This window comes from Aminobacter carboxidus (assembly GCF_014863355.1).
GTDB classification, from domain to species: Bacteria; Pseudomonadota; Alphaproteobacteria; order Rhizobiales; family Rhizobiaceae; genus Aminobacter; species Aminobacter carboxidus.
This window is the reverse complement of sequence record NZ_JACZEP010000006.1, coordinates 66,550-83,046: the sequence shown is the minus strand read 5'-3', so window position 1 is coordinate 83,046 and position 16,497 is coordinate 66,550. Positions and strand designations below refer to the sequence as shown.

General features: G+C 63.6%; 20 protein-coding genes. 15 read left to right on the top strand and 5 right to left on the bottom strand.

The window, feature by feature from the left end:
- Window positions 1-5: 5 nt before the first annotated feature.
- The 3 genes from IHE39_RS19025 (at window position 6) to IHE39_RS19015 (ending at window position 2,841) form a co-directional block, all read left to right on the top strand.
- Window positions 6-1,148 carry a Gfo/Idh/MocA family protein gene (locus tag IHE39_RS19025; RefSeq protein WP_192567591.1) on the top strand — a complete coding sequence of 381 codons (1,143 nt, stop codon included), beginning with the start codon at window positions 6-8 and terminating at the stop codon, window positions 1,146-1,148.
- A 58-nt stretch (window positions 1,149-1,206) separates the two neighbouring features.
- Window positions 1,207-2,259 carry an L-glyceraldehyde 3-phosphate reductase gene (gene mgrA, locus IHE39_RS19020; protein WP_192567590.1) on the top strand — a complete coding sequence of 351 codons (1,053 nt, stop codon included), beginning with the start codon at window positions 1,207-1,209 and terminating at the stop codon, window positions 2,257-2,259.
- Between the two features lie 168 nt (window positions 2,260-2,427).
- Window positions 2,428-2,841: a Fur family transcriptional regulator gene (locus IHE39_RS19015; protein WP_184769903.1), complete on the top strand. Its 414-nt coding sequence runs from the start codon at window positions 2,428-2,430 to the stop codon at window positions 2,839-2,841.
- Window positions 2,842-2,844: 3 nt separating this feature from the next.
- On the opposite strand, the gene IHE39_RS19010 is transcribed toward IHE39_RS19015, so the two are convergent.
- The 5 genes from IHE39_RS19010 to IHE39_RS18995 all read right to left on the bottom strand — a co-directional run bounded on the left by IHE39_RS19010 (window position 2,845) and on the right by IHE39_RS18995 (window position 7,624).
- The gene (locus tag IHE39_RS19010) at window positions 2,845-3,330 is read right to left on the bottom strand and encodes a LysE family translocator (RefSeq protein WP_343070109.1); all 486 of its coding nucleotides are present in this window, start codon (window positions 3,328-3,330) and stop codon (window positions 2,845-2,847) included.
- A complete protein-coding gene (locus tag IHE39_RS31105; RefSeq protein WP_343070108.1) occupies window positions 3,264-3,461 on the bottom strand; it encodes a hypothetical protein in 198 nt (65 codons plus the stop codon). Before IHE39_RS31105 ends, IHE39_RS19010 begins: the two co-directional genes overlap by 67 nt.
- Before the next feature lie 13 nt (window positions 3,462-3,474).
- Window positions 3,475-6,450, bottom strand: coding sequence for a DNA polymerase I (gene polA, locus IHE39_RS19005; protein WP_192567589.1), 2,976 nt, complete (start codon window positions 6,448-6,450; stop codon window positions 3,475-3,477).
- A gap of 256 nt (window positions 6,451-6,706) precedes the next feature.
- Entirely contained in the window at window positions 6,707-7,183 is a 477-nt protein-coding gene (locus IHE39_RS19000) for a GNAT family N-acetyltransferase (protein ID WP_192567588.1), read from the bottom strand.
- A 120-nt stretch (window positions 7,184-7,303) separates the two neighbouring features.
- Entirely contained in the window at window positions 7,304-7,624 is a 321-nt protein-coding gene (locus IHE39_RS18995) for a winged helix-turn-helix transcriptional regulator (protein WP_246485565.1), read from the bottom strand.
- 225 nt (window positions 7,625-7,849) lie between these two features.
- Between IHE39_RS18995 and gstA the strand changes: the two genes are divergently transcribed.
- From gstA to IHE39_RS18935, 12 genes are all read left to right on the top strand, one after another.
- Entirely contained in the window at window positions 7,850-8,455 is a 606-nt protein-coding gene (gene gstA / locus IHE39_RS18990) for a glutathione transferase GstA (RefSeq protein WP_192567586.1), read from the top strand.
- Entirely contained in the window at window positions 8,452-8,847 is a 396-nt protein-coding gene (locus IHE39_RS18985) for a nuclear transport factor 2 family protein (RefSeq protein ID WP_192567585.1), read from the top strand. Before gstA ends, IHE39_RS18985 begins: the two co-directional genes overlap by 4 nt.
- 24 nt (window positions 8,848-8,871) lie before the next feature.
- Window positions 8,872-9,123 (top strand): tautomerase family protein, encoded by a 252-nt coding sequence (locus IHE39_RS18980; protein ID WP_192567584.1) that lies wholly within the window; start codon window positions 8,872-8,874, stop codon window positions 9,121-9,123.
- Window positions 9,124-9,424: 301 nt separating this feature from the next.
- A complete protein-coding gene (locus IHE39_RS18975; protein WP_192567583.1) occupies window positions 9,425-10,813 on the top strand; it encodes a M20/M25/M40 family metallo-hydrolase in 1,389 nt (462 codons plus the stop codon).
- A 76-nt stretch (window positions 10,814-10,889) separates the two neighbouring features.
- Window positions 10,890-11,507: a ribonuclease D gene (locus IHE39_RS18970; protein WP_192567582.1), complete on the top strand. Its 618-nt coding sequence runs from the start codon at window positions 10,890-10,892 to the stop codon at window positions 11,505-11,507.
- A 236-nt stretch (window positions 11,508-11,743) separates the two neighbouring features.
- Complete coding sequence (locus IHE39_RS18965; protein WP_184769913.1) at window positions 11,744-12,043, top strand: hypothetical protein; 300 nt, start codon at window positions 11,744-11,746, stop codon at window positions 12,041-12,043.
- Between the two features lie 73 nt (window positions 12,044-12,116).
- Complete coding sequence (locus IHE39_RS18960; RefSeq protein WP_184769914.1) at window positions 12,117-12,365, top strand: hypothetical protein; 249 nt, start codon at window positions 12,117-12,119, stop codon at window positions 12,363-12,365.
- A 35-nt stretch (window positions 12,366-12,400) separates the two neighbouring features.
- The gene (locus IHE39_RS18955; protein WP_184769915.1) at window positions 12,401-12,601 is read left to right on the top strand and encodes a hypothetical protein; all 201 of its coding nucleotides are present in this window, start codon (window positions 12,401-12,403) and stop codon (window positions 12,599-12,601) included.
- Window positions 12,602-12,723: 122 nt separating this feature from the next.
- The gene (locus IHE39_RS18950) at window positions 12,724-12,957 is read left to right on the top strand and encodes a hypothetical protein (protein ID WP_184769916.1); all 234 of its coding nucleotides are present in this window, start codon (window positions 12,724-12,726) and stop codon (window positions 12,955-12,957) included.
- A gap of 190 nt (window positions 12,958-13,147) precedes the next feature.
- Window positions 13,148-15,364: a transglycosylase domain-containing protein gene (locus tag IHE39_RS18945; RefSeq protein WP_192567581.1), complete on the top strand. Its 2,217-nt coding sequence runs from the start codon at window positions 13,148-13,150 to the stop codon at window positions 15,362-15,364.
- A gap of 75 nt (window positions 15,365-15,439) precedes the next feature.
- Complete coding sequence (locus tag IHE39_RS18940; RefSeq protein ID WP_192567580.1) at window positions 15,440-15,943, top strand: MarR family winged helix-turn-helix transcriptional regulator; 504 nt, start codon at window positions 15,440-15,442, stop codon at window positions 15,941-15,943.
- Between the two features lie 89 nt (window positions 15,944-16,032).
- Window positions 16,033-16,374 carry a DUF6616 family protein gene (locus tag IHE39_RS18935; RefSeq protein ID WP_192567579.1) on the top strand — a complete coding sequence of 114 codons (342 nt, stop codon included), beginning with the start codon at window positions 16,033-16,035 and terminating at the stop codon, window positions 16,372-16,374.
- The last annotated feature ends 123 nt before the right edge of the window (window positions 16,375-16,497 follow it).

Sequence of the window (16,497 nt, the reverse complement as noted above, 5' to 3'; positions counted from 1 at the left end):
TGCACATGGCAAGGAAACTCGGGGTCGGGGTGATTGGCTGCGGCAACATCTCTAAGACCTATTTCAAGCACGCGCCGGAGTTCAAAGGCATCGAGATACGCGCCTGCGCCGACATAAATATGGATGCGGCCAAGGCGAGGGCAAAGGAGTTCAAGCTGCGCGCCGAGACGGTCGATGACCTGCTCAAGGCCAACGACATCGACATCGTCGTCAACCTGACCATTCCGGCAGTGCACTACGAGGTGTCGAAGCAGGCCATCGACGCAGGCAAGCATGTCTATTCGGAAAAGCCCTTCGTGCTCGCCATCAAGGACGGGCTCGACCTCAAGAAGCGCGCCGACAAGAAGGGCGTGCGCATTGGCTCGGCCCCCGATACCTTCCTCGGCGGCTCGCACCAACTGGCGCGGCACCTGATCGACTCGGGCAAGGTCGGCAAGATCACCTCAGGCACCTGCCACGTGATGAGCCACGGCATGGAGCACTGGCACCCCAATCCCGACTTCTTCTTCCAGCCAGGCGGTGGGCCGATCCTTGATCTCGGGCCCTATTACATCGCCAATCTGGTGCAGCTGATCGGACCGGTTGCGCGGGTGGCAGCACTGGCCTCGATCCCGGCCAAGGAACGCACCATCTCGTCCAAGCCGCGCGCCGGCGAAAGGATTCCGGTGACGACGCCGACGACGATCCTGGCGCTGATGGAGTTCGACAGCGGCGCGGCATTCACCTTCAACGCCAGCTGGGATGTCTGGGACAGCGGTCATGCGCCGATGGAGCTTTATGGCGAGCAAGGCACCATCCACATGCCCGACCCCAATTTTTTCGGCGGCGACCTGCGTTACACCAGGGGCGAAAAGCCGGTGAAGACGCTGCCGAAGTGGGACCATCCGTTCTCGGTGGCCAATGAAAGGCACCCGCACGGCATGATGGCCAACTACCGCACCGCAGGCCTCGCCGACATGGCACTGGCGATCATGCAGGGCCGGCCGCACCGCTGCTCGCTCGAACTTGCCAACCACGTCATCGACATCATGACCGGCATGCTGAAATCGGGCGAGACCAAGAAGTTCGTCGACATGCAGACAACCTGCGAGCGGCCCGAACCGCTCGGCCCCGCCGCCGCAAGGGGGCTGCTGGCACCGTCGAAATAGGCTAAGAGAGGGGAACGGCGTTATCAGCCGATTCCCCTTTCCATTCGAGGACAGCATCATGACCTGGCAGCCGGCTGCGAACCGTTACGAAAACATGGTCTACAATCGCTGCGGCAGGTCGGGCCTCAAGCTGCCGGCGATCTCGCTTGGCCTGTGGCATAATTTCGGCGAGGACACGCCGCACAAGACCAAGCGCGCCATTTGCCAGAAAGCCTTCGACTTAGGCATCACCCATTTCGACCTCGCCAACAATTACGGCCCGCCGCCCGGCTCGGCCGAGACGGCCTTTGGCGACATCCTGCGCACCGATTTCGCTGGCCTGCGCGACGAGATGATCATCTCGACCAAGGCCGGCTACGACATGTGGCCGGGGCCGTATGGCGAGTGGGGCAGCCGCAAATATGTGCTGGCGAGCCTCGATCAGAGCCTGAAGCGCATGGGCCTCGACTATGTCGATATCTTCTACTCGCACCGCTTCGACCCTGATACGCCGCTGGAAGAAACCATGGGCGCGCTCGACCATGCCGTGCGCTCCGGCAAGGCGCTTTATGCCGGCATCTCGTCCTACAATGCCCAGCGCACTCGCGAGGCGACCGACATCCTGCGCCAGCTCGGCACGCCCTGCCTGATCCACCAGCCAAGCTATTCGCTGATCAATCGCTGGGTCGAGGATGACGGCCTGCTCGACGCGCTCGACGGTCTCGGCATTGGTTCGATCGTGTTCTCGCCGCTGGCGCAGGGCATGCTGACCGGCAAGTACCTCGGCGGCGTGCCGGAGGGCAGCCGTGCAGCGCAGGGCAAGTCACTGCGTCCGGCCTTCCTCAATGACAAGAACCTCGCCAACATCCGTGCGCTCAACGCCATTGCCGAGCGGCGCGGCCAGACGCTGGCGCAGATGGCGCTGGCCTGGGTGCTGCGCGGAGGCCGCGTGACGTCGGCGCTGATCGGCGCCAGCCGCCCCGAGCAGGTCGAGGATTGTGTCGGCGCGATCAGAAACCTCGCCTTCAGCGAAGCCGAGCTGGCCGAGATCGACACCTACGCCCGCGAGGCCGACATCAATCTCTGGGCACGTTCATCCGAACGCGAAGGCCCGGCCCGGCAGAAGAAGTGAGCCGGCGCCAAAGCTCCTGATGTGCAGGCGGTGGGCGTTCACGCCGTTTGCCTTTGGGGCAGATTGTCTTTGCCGGCCGGACGCGCTAGCAAAACCCTTGTCCCGTCGCCATCTTAGGCGATGGATTGTTCCGTCCGGCCGGCTGGCCGGGCAAGGAAGGATGAAAGCATGGCGGCGCGGGTTTCGCTGACGAAGAACCAGCAGAAGGTACTGGAGAAACTCGAAGTGGCGACCGGGCCGCTCAGCGCCTACACGCTGCTCGACCAGCTGCGCGACGAAGGTTTCCGCGCGCCGCTGCAGGTTTACCGCGCCCTTGAAACGCTGATGAAGGACGGGTTCGTTCACCGCCTCGAAAGCCTGAACGCCTTCGTTGCCTGCTCCGAGCCGCACGACCACAGCCACCACAACCACCGCATGACGGCTTTCGCCATCTGCGACACCTGCGGCCAGGTGACCGAGATTTCGGACGAGACGATCGGCAAGCAGCTTGACGACTGGGTCGGTTCGACCGGCTTTGTCGCCAAGAAAGCGGTCATCGAGTTCCGCGGCACATGCGCCAAATGCGCGGCGATCGCCGCCTAGCGGCTAGCGCGCCGTCGAAAAGGCAAACCATATCGCCACTGCAGCCAGCAGCGCCGACAATGCCCTGCGCGCAATGCGCTCACGCCTGCTATCGTTGAGGAACAGTTCTAGTGTTCCGGCCAGCGTCACGATCAGTGCGTGGATGATGGTTGCTATCGAGACATAGATGGCGGTCAGCGTGATGGTCTGTGACAGCACCGGTTGTTCCGCGATGATGAACGTCGGCAGCACGGCGACGTAGAAAACGGCGGCCTTTGGATTGAGCAGATTGGTCAGCAGTCCGCGCGCGAAATAGCGCCGGTCGCCGTCCTTGTCGGTGGCCACCACCTCGGTCTCGCCCCTCCAGCCCTGATAGGCAAGGAACAGCAGAAACAGCACGCCGGTCCAGCGCAGCCCTTCGTAGAGCAGGTTCGACGCCTGGATCAATTCAGTGACGCCGAGTGCAGCAACGATGCCGAGCGTAGCGAGCCCGAGCGCAATGCCGGCCACGTGGCGAAGCCGGCGCGGCGACCTTCGCCGGCCGAGACCAGCGCCAGATAGGTCATGTTCGGCCCTGGCGTCAGCTCGATGATCAGCGAGGTCAGTGCGAAGGAGAGCAACGTCGGCAAGTTCGACGACATTGCCAGCTCCATGTCAGTGCGCTTCGTCCCAGCTGTTGGCGGCGTTGGCGTCGACATGCAGCGGCACCGACATCGATGCGGCCGGCATGGCGGCGTTTTCCATGACATGGCGCACGACCGGGATCGTCGCTGCGACTTCGCTTTCGACGGTTTCGAAGATCAGCTCGTCGTGCACCTGCAGCAGCATGCGCGCCGACAGCTTGGCTGCGACCAGCGCGCCATCCATGCGGATCATCGCCCGACGGATGATGTCGGCGGCGGTGCCTTGCAGGCGCGCATTGATCGAAGCGCGTTCGTTGAAGGCGCGCACTGACGGGTTGGACGAGCGGATTTCCGGGTAGTGGATGCGGCGGCCGAAGATGGTCTCGACATAGCCATTGTCGCGGCAGAACGCCTTGGTCTCGTCCATGTAGGCGCGGATGCCGGGGAAGCGCTCGAAATACTTCTTGATGTAGTCGGAAGCTTCTTCGCGCGGGATCGACAGCTGGTTGGCGAGGCCGAAGGCCGAGATGCCGTAGATGATGCCGAAATTGATCGCCTTGGCGCGACGGCGCACCTCCGACGGCATGCCCTCGACCGGCACCGAAAACATCTCCGATGCGGTCATGGCATGGATGTCGACGCCATCGGCGAAGGCCTGCTTGAGCTGGCCGATATCGGCGACATGGGCGAGCACGCGCAGCTCGATCTGGCTGTAGTCGGCCGAGATCAGCTTGTTACCCTTGTCGGCGATGAAGGCGGTGCGGATCTTGCGTCCTTCGGCGGTGCGGATCGGGATGTTCTGCAGGTTCGGATCCGACGACGACAGCCGACCGGTGGTGGTGGCGGCGAGCGCGTAGGAGGTGTGGACGCGCTTGGTCTCGGGATTGATGAAGCCGGGCAGGGCGTCGGTGTAGGTCGACTTCAGCTTGGTCAGCTGGCGCCAGTCGACGATCTTGCGTGGCAGTTCATGGCCCTCGGCGGCGAGGTCTTCGAGCACCTGCGCCGAGGTCGACCACTGGCCGGTCTTGGTCTTGGTACCGCCGGGCAGGCCCATGCGGCCAAACAGGATGTCGCCGAGCTGCTTGGGCGAGCCGATGTTGAAGCGCTCGCCGGCGAGATTGTTGATCTCGTCTTCAAGGCGTGCCGCACCCTGGGCAAGCTCGCCCGACAGCCGCGACAGGATCTGCCGGTCGACCGAAATGCCGCGCTGCTCCATCTGGGCCAGTACCGGTACCAGCGGGCGCTCCAGCCGTTCGTAGACCGAGGTCAGCCCCTTCGCCGCCAGGCGCGGCTTGAGCACGCGCCACAGGCGCAGCGTCACATCGGCATCTTCGGCGGCGTAGGCGGTCGCCTTGTCGATGTCGACCTGGTCGAAGCCGACGAAGCTCTTGCCGGAGCCGGCGATGTCCTTGAAGGCGATCGGTGTGTGGCCGAGCCATTTCTCCGACAGCGGGTCCATGCCGTGGCCACCATTGGTGCCGCCGTCGAGCACGTAGGACAACAGCATCGTGTCGTCGAACGGATGCACGTCGACGCCGTGGCGGTTCATCACCACCAGGTCGTATTTCAGGTTCTGCGCGATCTTCAGCACCGAGCCGTCTTCGAGCAGCGGCTTGAGGGTGGCGAGGGCGTCGCGCACCGGAATCTGGTTCTCCACCAGCCCGCCGCCCAGCAGGTCGCCGCGCCCGCTCTTGTGGGCGAGCGGCACATAGGCGGCACGCCCGGGTGCGGTGGCGAACGAAATGCCGACGAGTTCGGCCTGCATCGGGTCGAGCGAATTGGTCTCGGTGTCGAAAGCCATGACGCCGGCCTCGGTGGCTTCGGCCACCCAGGCCTTCAGCGTCGCGAGGTCACGGATGGTGACATAGGCGGCGTGGTCGAACTTTTCCGCCGCAGCGGCCGCCGCGATCCTGTTGGCAAGCGCCGAAGGCGTGTCGGGCATGCTGCCGCTTTCGGCAGGAGCGGCCGAGGGGGCCGCAGCGTTGCCGCCATTGGCACGGGCTGCGGGAGCCGCGGTGGTCGCCGCGGCTGGCGCCGCCCCCGAGCCGACATCCGGCCCATGCGCATCCGCACCCCATTGCACCGTCACCGGTACGGCTTCGATCTCACCCGCCTCGGTGCCGGTGGCCTCAGCCACGCGCCGGGTCAGCGAGGTGAATTCCATGGTCTTGAGGAAGCCAATCAGCTTCGGACCGTTCGGCGGCTGCAGCACGAAGTCTTCGAGCGCATCTGTCACCGGCACGTCGATCTTGAGCCGCACCAGTTCGCGCGAAATGCGCGCCTTTTCGGTGTTGTCGATGATCGACTGGCGGCGCTTGTCCTGCTTGATCTCGGAGGCGCGGGCGAGAAGCGTGTCGAGGTCGCCGAACTGTTCGAGCAGCTGGGCTGCCGTCTTCGGCCCGATGCCGGGGACGCCAGGCACGTTGTCGACCGAGTCGCCGGTCAGCGCCTGCAGGTCGATCATCTTCTCGGGCGGCACGCCCCACTTCTCGATGACCTCGGGGATGTTGATCTGGCGATCCTTCATCGGGTCGTACATCGTCACACTGGGCCCGACGAGCTGCATCAGGTCCTTGTCGGAGGAGACGATGGTGGTGTCGCCGCCGGCCTCGCAGGCGAGCCTGGCGTAGGTGGCGATCAAATCGTCTGCCTCGAAGCCCTCCATCTCGATGCAGGGCAGTTCAAAGGCCTTGGTCGCCTGGCGGATCAGGCCGAATTGTGGGATCAAATCCTCAGGTGGCGCCGAGCGGTTGGCCTTGTATTCCGGGTAGAGCTCGTTGCGGAAGGTCTTCGAGGAATAGTCGAAGATAACGGCGAAATGGGTCGGCACCACACCGGCTTCGGTGTTGCGCGCATCGAGCATCAGCTTCCACAGCATGTTGCAGAAACCCGAAACCGCGCCGACCGGAAGGCCGTCCGACTTGCGGGTCAGCGGCGGCAGGGCGTGATAGGCGCGGAAGATGTAGCCGGAGCCGTCGACAAGAAAGAGATGATCGCCTTTTTTCATGGCGATACGGGTAACTTGGCGCAGCGCGGCTGTCCATGGTCAAGCAGGCTTTGCCGCCGTCTACTGACAAGTCGTTGACGGGCAGCGAGCACGTGCGCCTGATGGTCGCGCAATCACGCACTCTGCCAGTTGCGGAGCGGCGTGGGCGGTAGCTGAGGTGCCAGATGCTGCGGGCGTCCGGGTGTCGCGGCAACGACAGTCGCTGATCTGCTGCAAGCGGCGACGTTTCAAGCGCCGCAAGGTGGTCTTCTGCCGTTCAGAGTGGCGCAAAACGCTTTGAAATGGTCTCCGGCCCCTCGCGATAGTCGGTGAAGCCTACCCCCTGATAAAATGCCTGGCCGCCGGTGTTTTCCTTGCGGATTGTCGCGTCGATGAAGCTGACGCCGGCCTTCTTCGCAGCTTCCACCGTGTTGGCGAACAATGCCCGTCCAGCACCGCGCTTGTGCGCATGTGGATCGACAAAGGTTGCGATGACGCCCCAGTCGGCGGGCAGCCGATCGCCCGGCCAGTCCGGGTCGGACCAGTCGAGTGACTGGAACCCCAGCAGTTGCTCGCCTTCCAGTGCCACGAAGCAGCTGATTCCGAGTTTCGGCGAGATGAAGTAGCTGATGATGCGCTGCTCATCGAAACGTTCGCGGTGCGCTGTCGTTCCTCCGATCTCAATGATTTCATTCAGGATTCGCGCCATGGCGCTGGCGTCTTGCGGCAAGGCGGCTCGGACATGCACGGGCATGGATGGGTCATTCCACTGTTGATTTGGCTGATTTGCTTGAGCCTAGGCGGGCCGCATTCGTTCTGCAAAGGTCCGCGTTTTCACAACTGACATTGGCCGCCGGCCTACGGCGGGCCGATGTCAGGGGGCGGCTGTCGCCATGCTGCTGGACTGGCCGTGGGCTGCCTGGCGCTGTTTGAGCTTGTGGCCGATCTCGACGATGGCCGCGATTGCCGGCTGGAACTCGGTGCCGAGTTCGGTCAGCCCGTATTCCACCGAGGGCGGGGACGTCGGCATCACCCGGCGCCACAGCACACCCTTGGTCTCGAGATCGCGCAGTCGGCCGGTCAGCACCTTTGCCGAAATCGCGGGAATGTCGTGGCGAAGCTCACCGAAGCGGCGCGGGCCGGCGCTGAGATACCAGATGATGTTGGGCGTCCAGGCGCCGCCGAGCAACGACATGCACTCGCTGAGCGGGCAGCATTCTGGAGGCTCGGGAGCACGGTTTCTGCGGACTTTCAGCGCCATGGCGTCATCACGTTCGGCAATCGTGTGGTTACTGCGGTGAAACCGCCGTTACCGCCTGGATACTCGAAAGTGGAGATCACATCAAGTTACCTAGTATCCAAATGTAACGGCGATCTGATAGCCCTTCACCTGCCGACTTCAGACGCAAGGAGACCTGAGTTGAAACTCTACTACACACCCGGATTCTGCTCGCTTTCGCCGCACATCGTGCTGCACGAACTGGGCGGACAGTTCGACGTCGAGCGCGTCGATGTCGAGACCAAGACAACCGAAACCGGCGCGGATTTCCGCGCCATCAATCCCAAGGGCTACGTGCCTGCGCTTCGGCTCGGCGACGGCGAGGTGCTGACTGAAGGCGCTGCAATCGTCCAGTATCTCGCTGACAGCAATGGAGCCCGTCGCCTTGCGCCGGAACCGGGCACGCTTGCCCGCGCACGGCTGCAGGAACAGCTGAACTTCATTGCCTCGGAGCTGCACAAGGCATTCGCGCCGCTGTTTCGTGGCGCCACCGGCGAGGCGAAGGACGCAGCCGTAGCGACTGTGGGGCAGCGCCTCGACCATATGGAAAAGCAGTTCGCCGATGGCCGCGCCTATCTGCTCGGCGATCATTTCTCGGTTGCCGATGCCTATCTGTTTGTCGTTGCGAGCTGGACCGGCCCGACAGGGATCGGCTTTGCGCAATGGCCGCGCCTGGCAGCCTTCGTCGAGCGCGTGCGTGAGCGCCCGTCGGTCAAAGCTGCCATGGCCGCCGAGGGGCTGGCATGACCGCCGCTGCCGACCACTCTGCCGCCTATGCCGAGGTCGCCCATGCGCTCGCGGACTATTTCGACGGGCTCCACTTCAGCGACACCAAGCGGCTGTCCAGGATCTTCCATCCGCAGGCGATCTACGCCTGCGCAACCGAAGGCGAACTGTTGCGACTGACGATGCAGGAATACTTCCCGATCGTCGACAAGCGGCCGTCGCCGGCCAGCCGTTCGGAGCCCAGGGTCGACCGCATCGTTTCGATCGAGTTCGCCGGTGCGGTGACGGCCTTTGCCAAGCTCAACTGCGCCATCGGTCCAAAGCATTTCACCGACTTCCTGACTCTGGTGAAGCTCGAAGGCCGCTGGCAGATCATGGCAAAGGTCTTTCACTTCGACGTGCAGTCGAACTGAAAGACCGGGAGCGAGCGCACAAGAATGCCCTACGTCAATATCAAGATCACCCGCGAAGGTGTGACGCCGGAGCAGAAAGCCGCCCTGATCAAGGCGACAACCGATCTTCTCGTCGACGTCCTGGACAAGGATCCGGCGACGACGTCAGTGGTTATAAATGAAGTCGATTTGGAGGATTGGAGCGTTGGCGGAATGCCCGTCGAACAGTACCGTCGCGCGCTCGGCAAGGGCCGAAGCGGGCGATCGGCCGATCACGCGCATGTTACAAAAGTGTAATCTTCGTGCCCTTGAATCGCCACGTTCAAAGGAACAAATAATGGGCATCGGCAGTTTTTGCCGAAGTCCGGTCTCAGGCCCGTCCCCCGCCTATCCGGACCCTGCGGCAGCCTCATCCCCCTCTCCGGGCTGCCGCACCGTTTAAGAATGTGCCGCCGTGGTCCCCCTCCACCACGGCGGCACTTTTTTTGTTCACGATCAGCAAGCTTCCGCAGCATCGGCGCTGGCCCAATCCTGCCGCCTTTTCGTTTTCCTGTTGGCCCACTAGGTTGCGCGCCAGAAGAATCGAAAGGCACCCCAAATGTCCGCAGTCGCACCCGTTCTCGATCGCCTCGACAACAATCTCGACCAGTCCCTGGAGCGCTTGTTCGAGCTGCTCCGCCTCAAGTCGATCTCCACCGACCCGGCCTTTGCAGGCGACTGCCGCAAGGCCGCCGAATGGCTGGTCGCCGATCTCAAGACCATCGGCTTCGACGCCAGTGTGCGCGACACCCCAGGCCACCCGATGGTCGTTGCCCATCACGACGGCCCCGCCGGCTCGCCGCATGTGCTGTTTTACGGCCACTACGACGTCCAGCCGGTCGACCCGCTTAACCTCTGGGAAGACGATCCCTTCGATCCCAAGATCAAGGAGATCGCAGGCGGCATCAAGGTCATCACCGGCCGTGGCTCGTCCGACGACAAGGGCCAACTGATGCTGTTCGTCGAGGCCTGCCGCGCCTGGAAAGAGGTGCATGGCGGTCTTCCGTGCAGGATCACGCTTTTGTTCGAAGGCGAGGAGGAGTCGGGCTCGCCGTCGCTGAAGCCGTTCCTTGATGCCAATGCCGAAGAGCTCAAGGCTGATTTCGCCATGGTCTGCGACACCGGCATGTGGGACCGCGAGACGCCTGCCATCTGCGTCGGCCTGCGCGGCCTGGTCGGCGAAGAGGTGATCGTAAAGGGGGCCAACCGCGACCTGCATTCGGGTGAATATGGCGGTGCGGCCGCCAATCCGGTGCGCATCCTCGCCAAGGTCCTTGCCGCCATCCATGACGACAATGGCAGCGTCACCATCCCCGGCTTCTATGACGGTGTCGAAGAGACCCCGTCGCAGGTGCTGAAATCGTGGGAAACACTCGGCGAAACGGCGGAAAACTTCCTCGGCGAGATCGGCCTGTCGATCCCGGCTGGTGAAAAGGGACGCTCGATCCTCGAACTGGTCTGGGCCCGCCCGACCGCCGAGTTCAACGGCATATCAGGCGGCTACACCGGCAAGGGCTTCAAGACGGTCATTGCGGCGGAAGCCTCGGCCAAGGTGTCGTTCCGCCTCGTGCACAAGCAGAACCCGGAAAAGATCCGCGCGGCCTTCCGCGAGTTCGTGCGTGCACGCATTCCGGCCGACTGCAGCGTCGAATTCCACGAGCATGGGGCTGGGCCTGCGATCCAGCTGTCCTACGACTCGCCGTTCCTGGCCAAGGCCAAGGATGCGTTGTCGGACGAGTGGCCGAAGCCGGCCGTGATGCTCGCCATGGGTGGATCGATCCCGATCGTCGGCGATTTCCAGACCTTCCTCGGCATGGAGTCACTTTTGGTCGGTTTCGCCCTGCCTGACGACCGCATCCACTCGCCGAACGAGAAGTACGACCTGGCCTCGTTCCACAAGGGTCAGCGATCCTGGGCGCGAATCCTCGACGCGCTCACCCGCAAGTGAAGTAGAAACCGAGGTTTCTATTGATTTTTTGTCCGATCGCGGCAACTGAGAAACCAAGCCGCGATCGGAGACAAGCATGACCATCCGCTTCCACAAGCACGACCTTCCCGACCTCCAGCACTATGACGTCGATGCCGTTGCCATCGACACCGAGACGCTGGGCCTGAACCCGCATCGCGATCGCCTCTGCGTCGTCCAGATCTCGCCGGGCGACGGCACCGCCGACGTCATCCAGATCGCGCCGGGCCAGAAGAAGGCACCGAACCTCGTCAGCCTGCTTAAGAGCCGCAAGGTGACGAAGCTGTTCCATTTCGGCCGCTTCGACATCGCCGTGCTCTACAACGCCTTCGGCGTGATGGCCGAGCCGGTATTCTGCACCAAGATCGCCTCGCGCCTGACCCGCACCTACACCGATCGCCATGGCCTCAAGGACATCTGCAACGAGCTTCTGGGCGTCAGCCTGTCGAAGCAGCAGCAGTCGTCCGACTGGGCCGCCGAGACGCTGTCGTCCGAACAGCTCGAATATGCCGCCTCCGACGTGCTCTATCTGCACCGCCTGCGCGACGTGCTGGCCGGCAGGCTTGAACGCGACGGCCGCGCCAAGGAGGCGGAGGCCTGCTTCCGCTTCCTTCCCGTCCGCGCCAAGCTCGACCTGATGGGCTGGGACGAAGAGGACATCTTCGCCCACAGCTGAGGCCGACCTGTCGATGGTCCGGCTCTGCGGCCGCTGCAGGTTGCCGGGCCTAGCTGCGGCGTTCGGTCCTTTCGAGGGAACGAACGCCTGCCTGCGCCGTTTGGGGTGCGTAATCTACAGCGTCGCACGTCACTTCGGACGCGCAAAGGACGCTGTAGGAGTGTGAATCGTGCATGATCCTTTCCGAAAATCGGAAGCGATTTTCGGGGTCATGTACAATGAAAGGACGCATCCGAATGGCTTCCACCCGTGAAGAAATCCAGGCCGACCTCGAAGACCAGGTTTCCCAGCTTACCAAACAGGTCGCTTCGCTGACCAAGGCGATGTCAAAGCGCAGTTCCGCAGCCCTTGCCGACACGCGCGAAAGCGCCTCCGAGCTTTACGAAGGTTTCTACGACCGCTTTACCGACGCCCTGCCGGCGATGCGCAAGCAGGCGCGCGTGGCGCAGAAAACCGCCCAGGACAATCCGATGACGACCGCACTTGTTGGCGTTGCGGTGTTTGGCCTGCTCGCGGCACTGCTCAGCCGCCGCTGACTTTCGATGCCGCGTGGCTTTACCGGGCCGCGCGGTCGTCTATCGTTGGCAAGCAGCAACAAAAGGGACCCACATGAGCGCCAAACTGCCGATCGCCACCGCACCCACCGATGGCTCGAAGGTCACGGTCTACTGGACCGACCGCGACGGCCAGGAAAATGAATCGGTCGCGCAGTATCGCTCGCTGGCACGCCTGAAGGCCGCCGGCGGACAGTGGGACGACAGCGACGAGGGCTGGTGGGCCTATGTCGACAGCGACACCCAGAAGCGCATCAGCCCGCACTCGTGGTCCAAGGCCGGCGGCGACGACGAGGAAGAATAGGCGTATGCTCTGGCTGCCAGCCAGGGAGAACAGCCATGGCCGAAAAAACCGATCGACACGAACATGAGTTCATGGTGGCGGCTGTCGAGGCCGCCAGGGATGACACGCTCGATGGTGTTGCGGTAACGCTTGTCGATGCCCGCGGCGGCCGCGTTCGCCTGCACATGGACACAGACATGGCCGAAATCCTGCGCGAGCGTATTTCAGCCGCGCTGAGCAAGACGGTCGGGCCCTGAGCTTCGCCATCCGCAGCCGGAACCGGAAGTCCGAAATAATTCTGCCGATCCTTTGAACCTTTCCCCGCCCCGCAACGACCCAGTCTCGTGAGGTGGGAAATTTCGTTTCAAAGGAGAGAACCATGAGTGCATTTCGTAACATCATGCTGGCCGTCGTCGCTGCTTCGGCCGTGACAGCCTGCCAGTCGACAGAAATCCGCCGCTGCGAATGGAAGCCGAAGGATCCGCGCTACCTGCAGAGCAGCAACTGCTGCGACAAGAACGATCCGTCGAGCCCCTGCTACAAGGGCAGCGACAGGCCGGATCGCCCCGACAAGCCGAACGATCCGCGTCCGAACGATCCGATCCCGCAATGAGCTGATGCCGCCCCCGCAAGCCGCCGCCCGCAAGGACGGCGGTTTTTGCTTTGTCGGTCGCAGGCCTGCTCTGGCTGGTCGTGGTACTTTTGCCCACAGGCCCGCGGGACTGGATGTTTAACGCCCCCTTAAATCGCCGCATTTACTGTCCAACCGGAACGCCATTGGCATGGGGGCCGGACAAACAGGTATGGCGAACCGGAACGACAGACGCATCGAACCCAGCTTCGACGGACCGCGCAATGCTGCGGACGACGATGACTTTTCGGTGCGCGAGGAGGATCGCGTCGTGCCCAGTCGCCGCAAAGCCCCGGCCAAGCGTAAATCCTCCAAGGCGCGCGCTGTGCCACGCGGCCGCTCGCGCAAGCCCAAGCGTGGCCTGTTCGGCATATTCGGCCGGCTGGTCTACTGGTGCTTCGTGCTCGCCATCTGGGGCGGCATCGCCGCCGCCGGCATCGTCGTCTACTACGGCGCCAAGATGCCGAGCGCCACGACCTGGGCCATTCCCGACCGCTCGCCCAACATCAAGATCGTCGGCGTCGACGGCCAGCTCGTCGCCAATCGCGGCATGACCGGCGGCGAGGCGGTCGGCCTGCATCAGATGTCGCCTTACATTCCTCAAGCCGTGATCGCGATCGAGGACAAGCGCTTCTATTCGCATTTCGGCTTCGACCCGATCGGCCTGGCGCGTGCCGTGTCGACGCGGTTTCTGAACGGGCGCTTCACCCAGGGCGGTTCGACACTGACCCAGCAGCTGGCCAAGAACCTGTTCCTGAAGCCCGATCGCACGCTGGAGCGCAAGGTCCAGGAAGTGCTGCTGGCGATGTGGCTGGAGCAGAAGCACACCAAGGACCAGATCCTCGAGATGTATCTCAACCGGGTGTTCTTCGGCTCCGGTTCCTACGGTGTCGAAGCGGCGTCGCGGCGCTATTTCGGGAAGTCCTCGCGCGACGTGACGCTGGCCGAGGCGGCCTTGCTCGCCGGCCTGCTCAAGGCGCCGTCGCGGCTGTCGCCGGCGCGCGATCCCAAGGCTGCAGGCGACCGTGCCCAACTGGTGCTGGGGGCGATGCGCGACCAGGGCATGATCGGCGAGAAGGAACTGGCCAACGCCATGATAGCGCCCGCGACCCGTGTCGCCTCGTTCTGGACCGGTTCGGAAAACTACGTCGCCGACCGTGTCATGCAGGAGCTTCCCGAGCTTATCGGGGAGGTGCAGACCGACATCGTCGTCGACACGACGGTCGACATGACATTGCAGGACCTGGCCGAGAAATCGATCCGCCGCCTGATCGACGAGAACGGCAAAAAGCTCAATGTCAGCCAAGGCGCGCTGGTGTCGATAGACAATTCAGGTGCGGTGCGCGCCATGGTCGGTGGCTACGATTATTCGACCAGCCAGTTCGACCGCGCGTCTGAAGCGCGGCGCCAGCCGGGCTCGGCGTTCAAGCCGTTCGTCTACATGGCAGCGCTCGAGCAGGGCCGCACGCCCGACAGCATGCGCAACGACGCGCCGATCAAGATCGGCAAGTGGACGCCGGAAAACTACAACGGCAAATATTATGGCCGGGTGACGTTGAAGACGGCATTGGCGAAATCGCTGAACTCAGTGGCGGCACAGCTCGCCATGGAGGTCGGCCCGAACGCGGTAGTCGAAGCCGCCCATCGCATGGGCATCGAATCCGAGCTGCAGCCCAACGTGTCGATCTCGCTCGGCACGTCGGAAGTGACGCCGCTTGAACTGACCGCCGCCTATGTGCCTTTCGCCAATGGCGGCTACCGGCCTGAAGTGCACATCATCCGACGCGTCACCACCACCGACGGCAAGGTGCTGTATGAGAACACGGCGGGCGGTGGCCCGCGCGTCATCAGTGCGGAGGTCGTCGGCATGATGAACGCGATGATGGCCGGCGCGGTCGAGGAGGGCACGGCCAAGAAAGCCGCCTTCGCCTGGCCCGCCGCCGGCAAGACCGGCACCAGCCAGAACTCGCGCGATGCCTGGTTCGTCGGCTTTACCGCCAACCTGACCACCGGCGTGTGGTTCGGCAACGACGACGGCAAGCCGATGAAGAAGGTCACCGGCGGTGCGCTACCGGCGCTGGCCTGGCACGAATTCATGGTGGCGGCCCACGAGGGCGTGCCGATGGCAGCCTTGCCCGGCTCCTGGACGCCGGGAAGTGCTGCACCCGAAGTTGCTGTGGAAAGCCAGCCGCTCGACGAAAATACCTTCCCCGCCGCACCCCAGCCGGTGCGCAAGCCGCAGCCTGCGGCGCAGGTCGGCAACGCCACCCAAGTCGAGCCGGAGCAGTCCTCGACCGCCTCCATTCGCCGCCCGGTTCCTCCCGGTGACGTCGGCGGCCCGACCCAGCGCCGCGAGACGTCGATCCTCGACGTTCTCTTGGGAAACTAGCCTTTTCGCTGGCTTGCGCGGATCGCGACCAAACGCGATTGACAGTTAATATGGCGCCATACTATATGGCGGCATATGACCATGCTCGAACAAAAACATCTCGCTCTTCTGGACGAAGCCAACCGCCGGGGCAGGCCCGAGGCCGGCTTGCGGCTGTGCTTGGAAATCCTGGCGCTGTCGTCGGCGATTGACCGGGATTGTGCCGCTCGTCTCGCCCCGCATCAGCTGTCCGAGGGCAAGTTCGTGCTTCTGTTCCTTCTGCATGACCGTCCGGACGGGCTGTCACCGCACGAATTGGCCGAGCGCGCCGGCGTCACCCGCGCGACGATCACCGGGTTGCTCGACGGGCTCGAGCGCGACGGCTTCCTGGCGCGCCATCCCGGCATCGAGGACCGCCGCAAGATCTCGGTGCGTCTGAGCTCCAAGGGGCAGGTGGCGGCGCGGGACCTGTTCGACGAACATACCAAATGGATCGCCACGCTGTTTACCGGCTTCAGCGCCGATGACCGCCAACGGTTTGGCGATCTGCTCGGCCGTGTCTGGCGAAATCTCGACCCCGCAGCAGCAAAGCCCAGCTGATACGGCGGCTGCTCCCCAAATCAATCCCCGCGCATGCAACGCGGCCGCATCCCGTGGCCGTGGCAGCGCTTTGCCGAAAGGAAATCACCGTGGCGCATTATCTGGCCGAGCTGTACACCCCGAAACCCGCATGGCTGGCACTCGACGCAGCCGGGCGGCAGGCATTCTTCGAAGTGATAGGTGCCGGCATGGCCGCCTTGTCGGCGCTCGGCGTCGAGGCGATTGCCCTGGGTGAAACCGATGCCACCAAGATCCATCCCGCCCCGCATCGTTTCTTCGCCATCTGGCGGTTTCCCGACAATGCTGCGCTGGACGCGCTCCTGCAGGGCATCGCCGCCTCCGGCTGGCACGAGTATTTCGATACAGTCAATGCGGCCGGCCCCGGCACCGACCTGCCGGGTCATCTTGCCCAGCTTGCTGCCAGCAGGTGAAGTGGGTCTGGCACGCGTGATGTCAAGTCGCACCGCCATCGCGCGGTTAACGTAGTTTGCAGGTGCTGTCTTGTAGTAGCCTGTCGCCGTGATATTGCGCAAGTCTTGCTGAAGTCTGGCGGA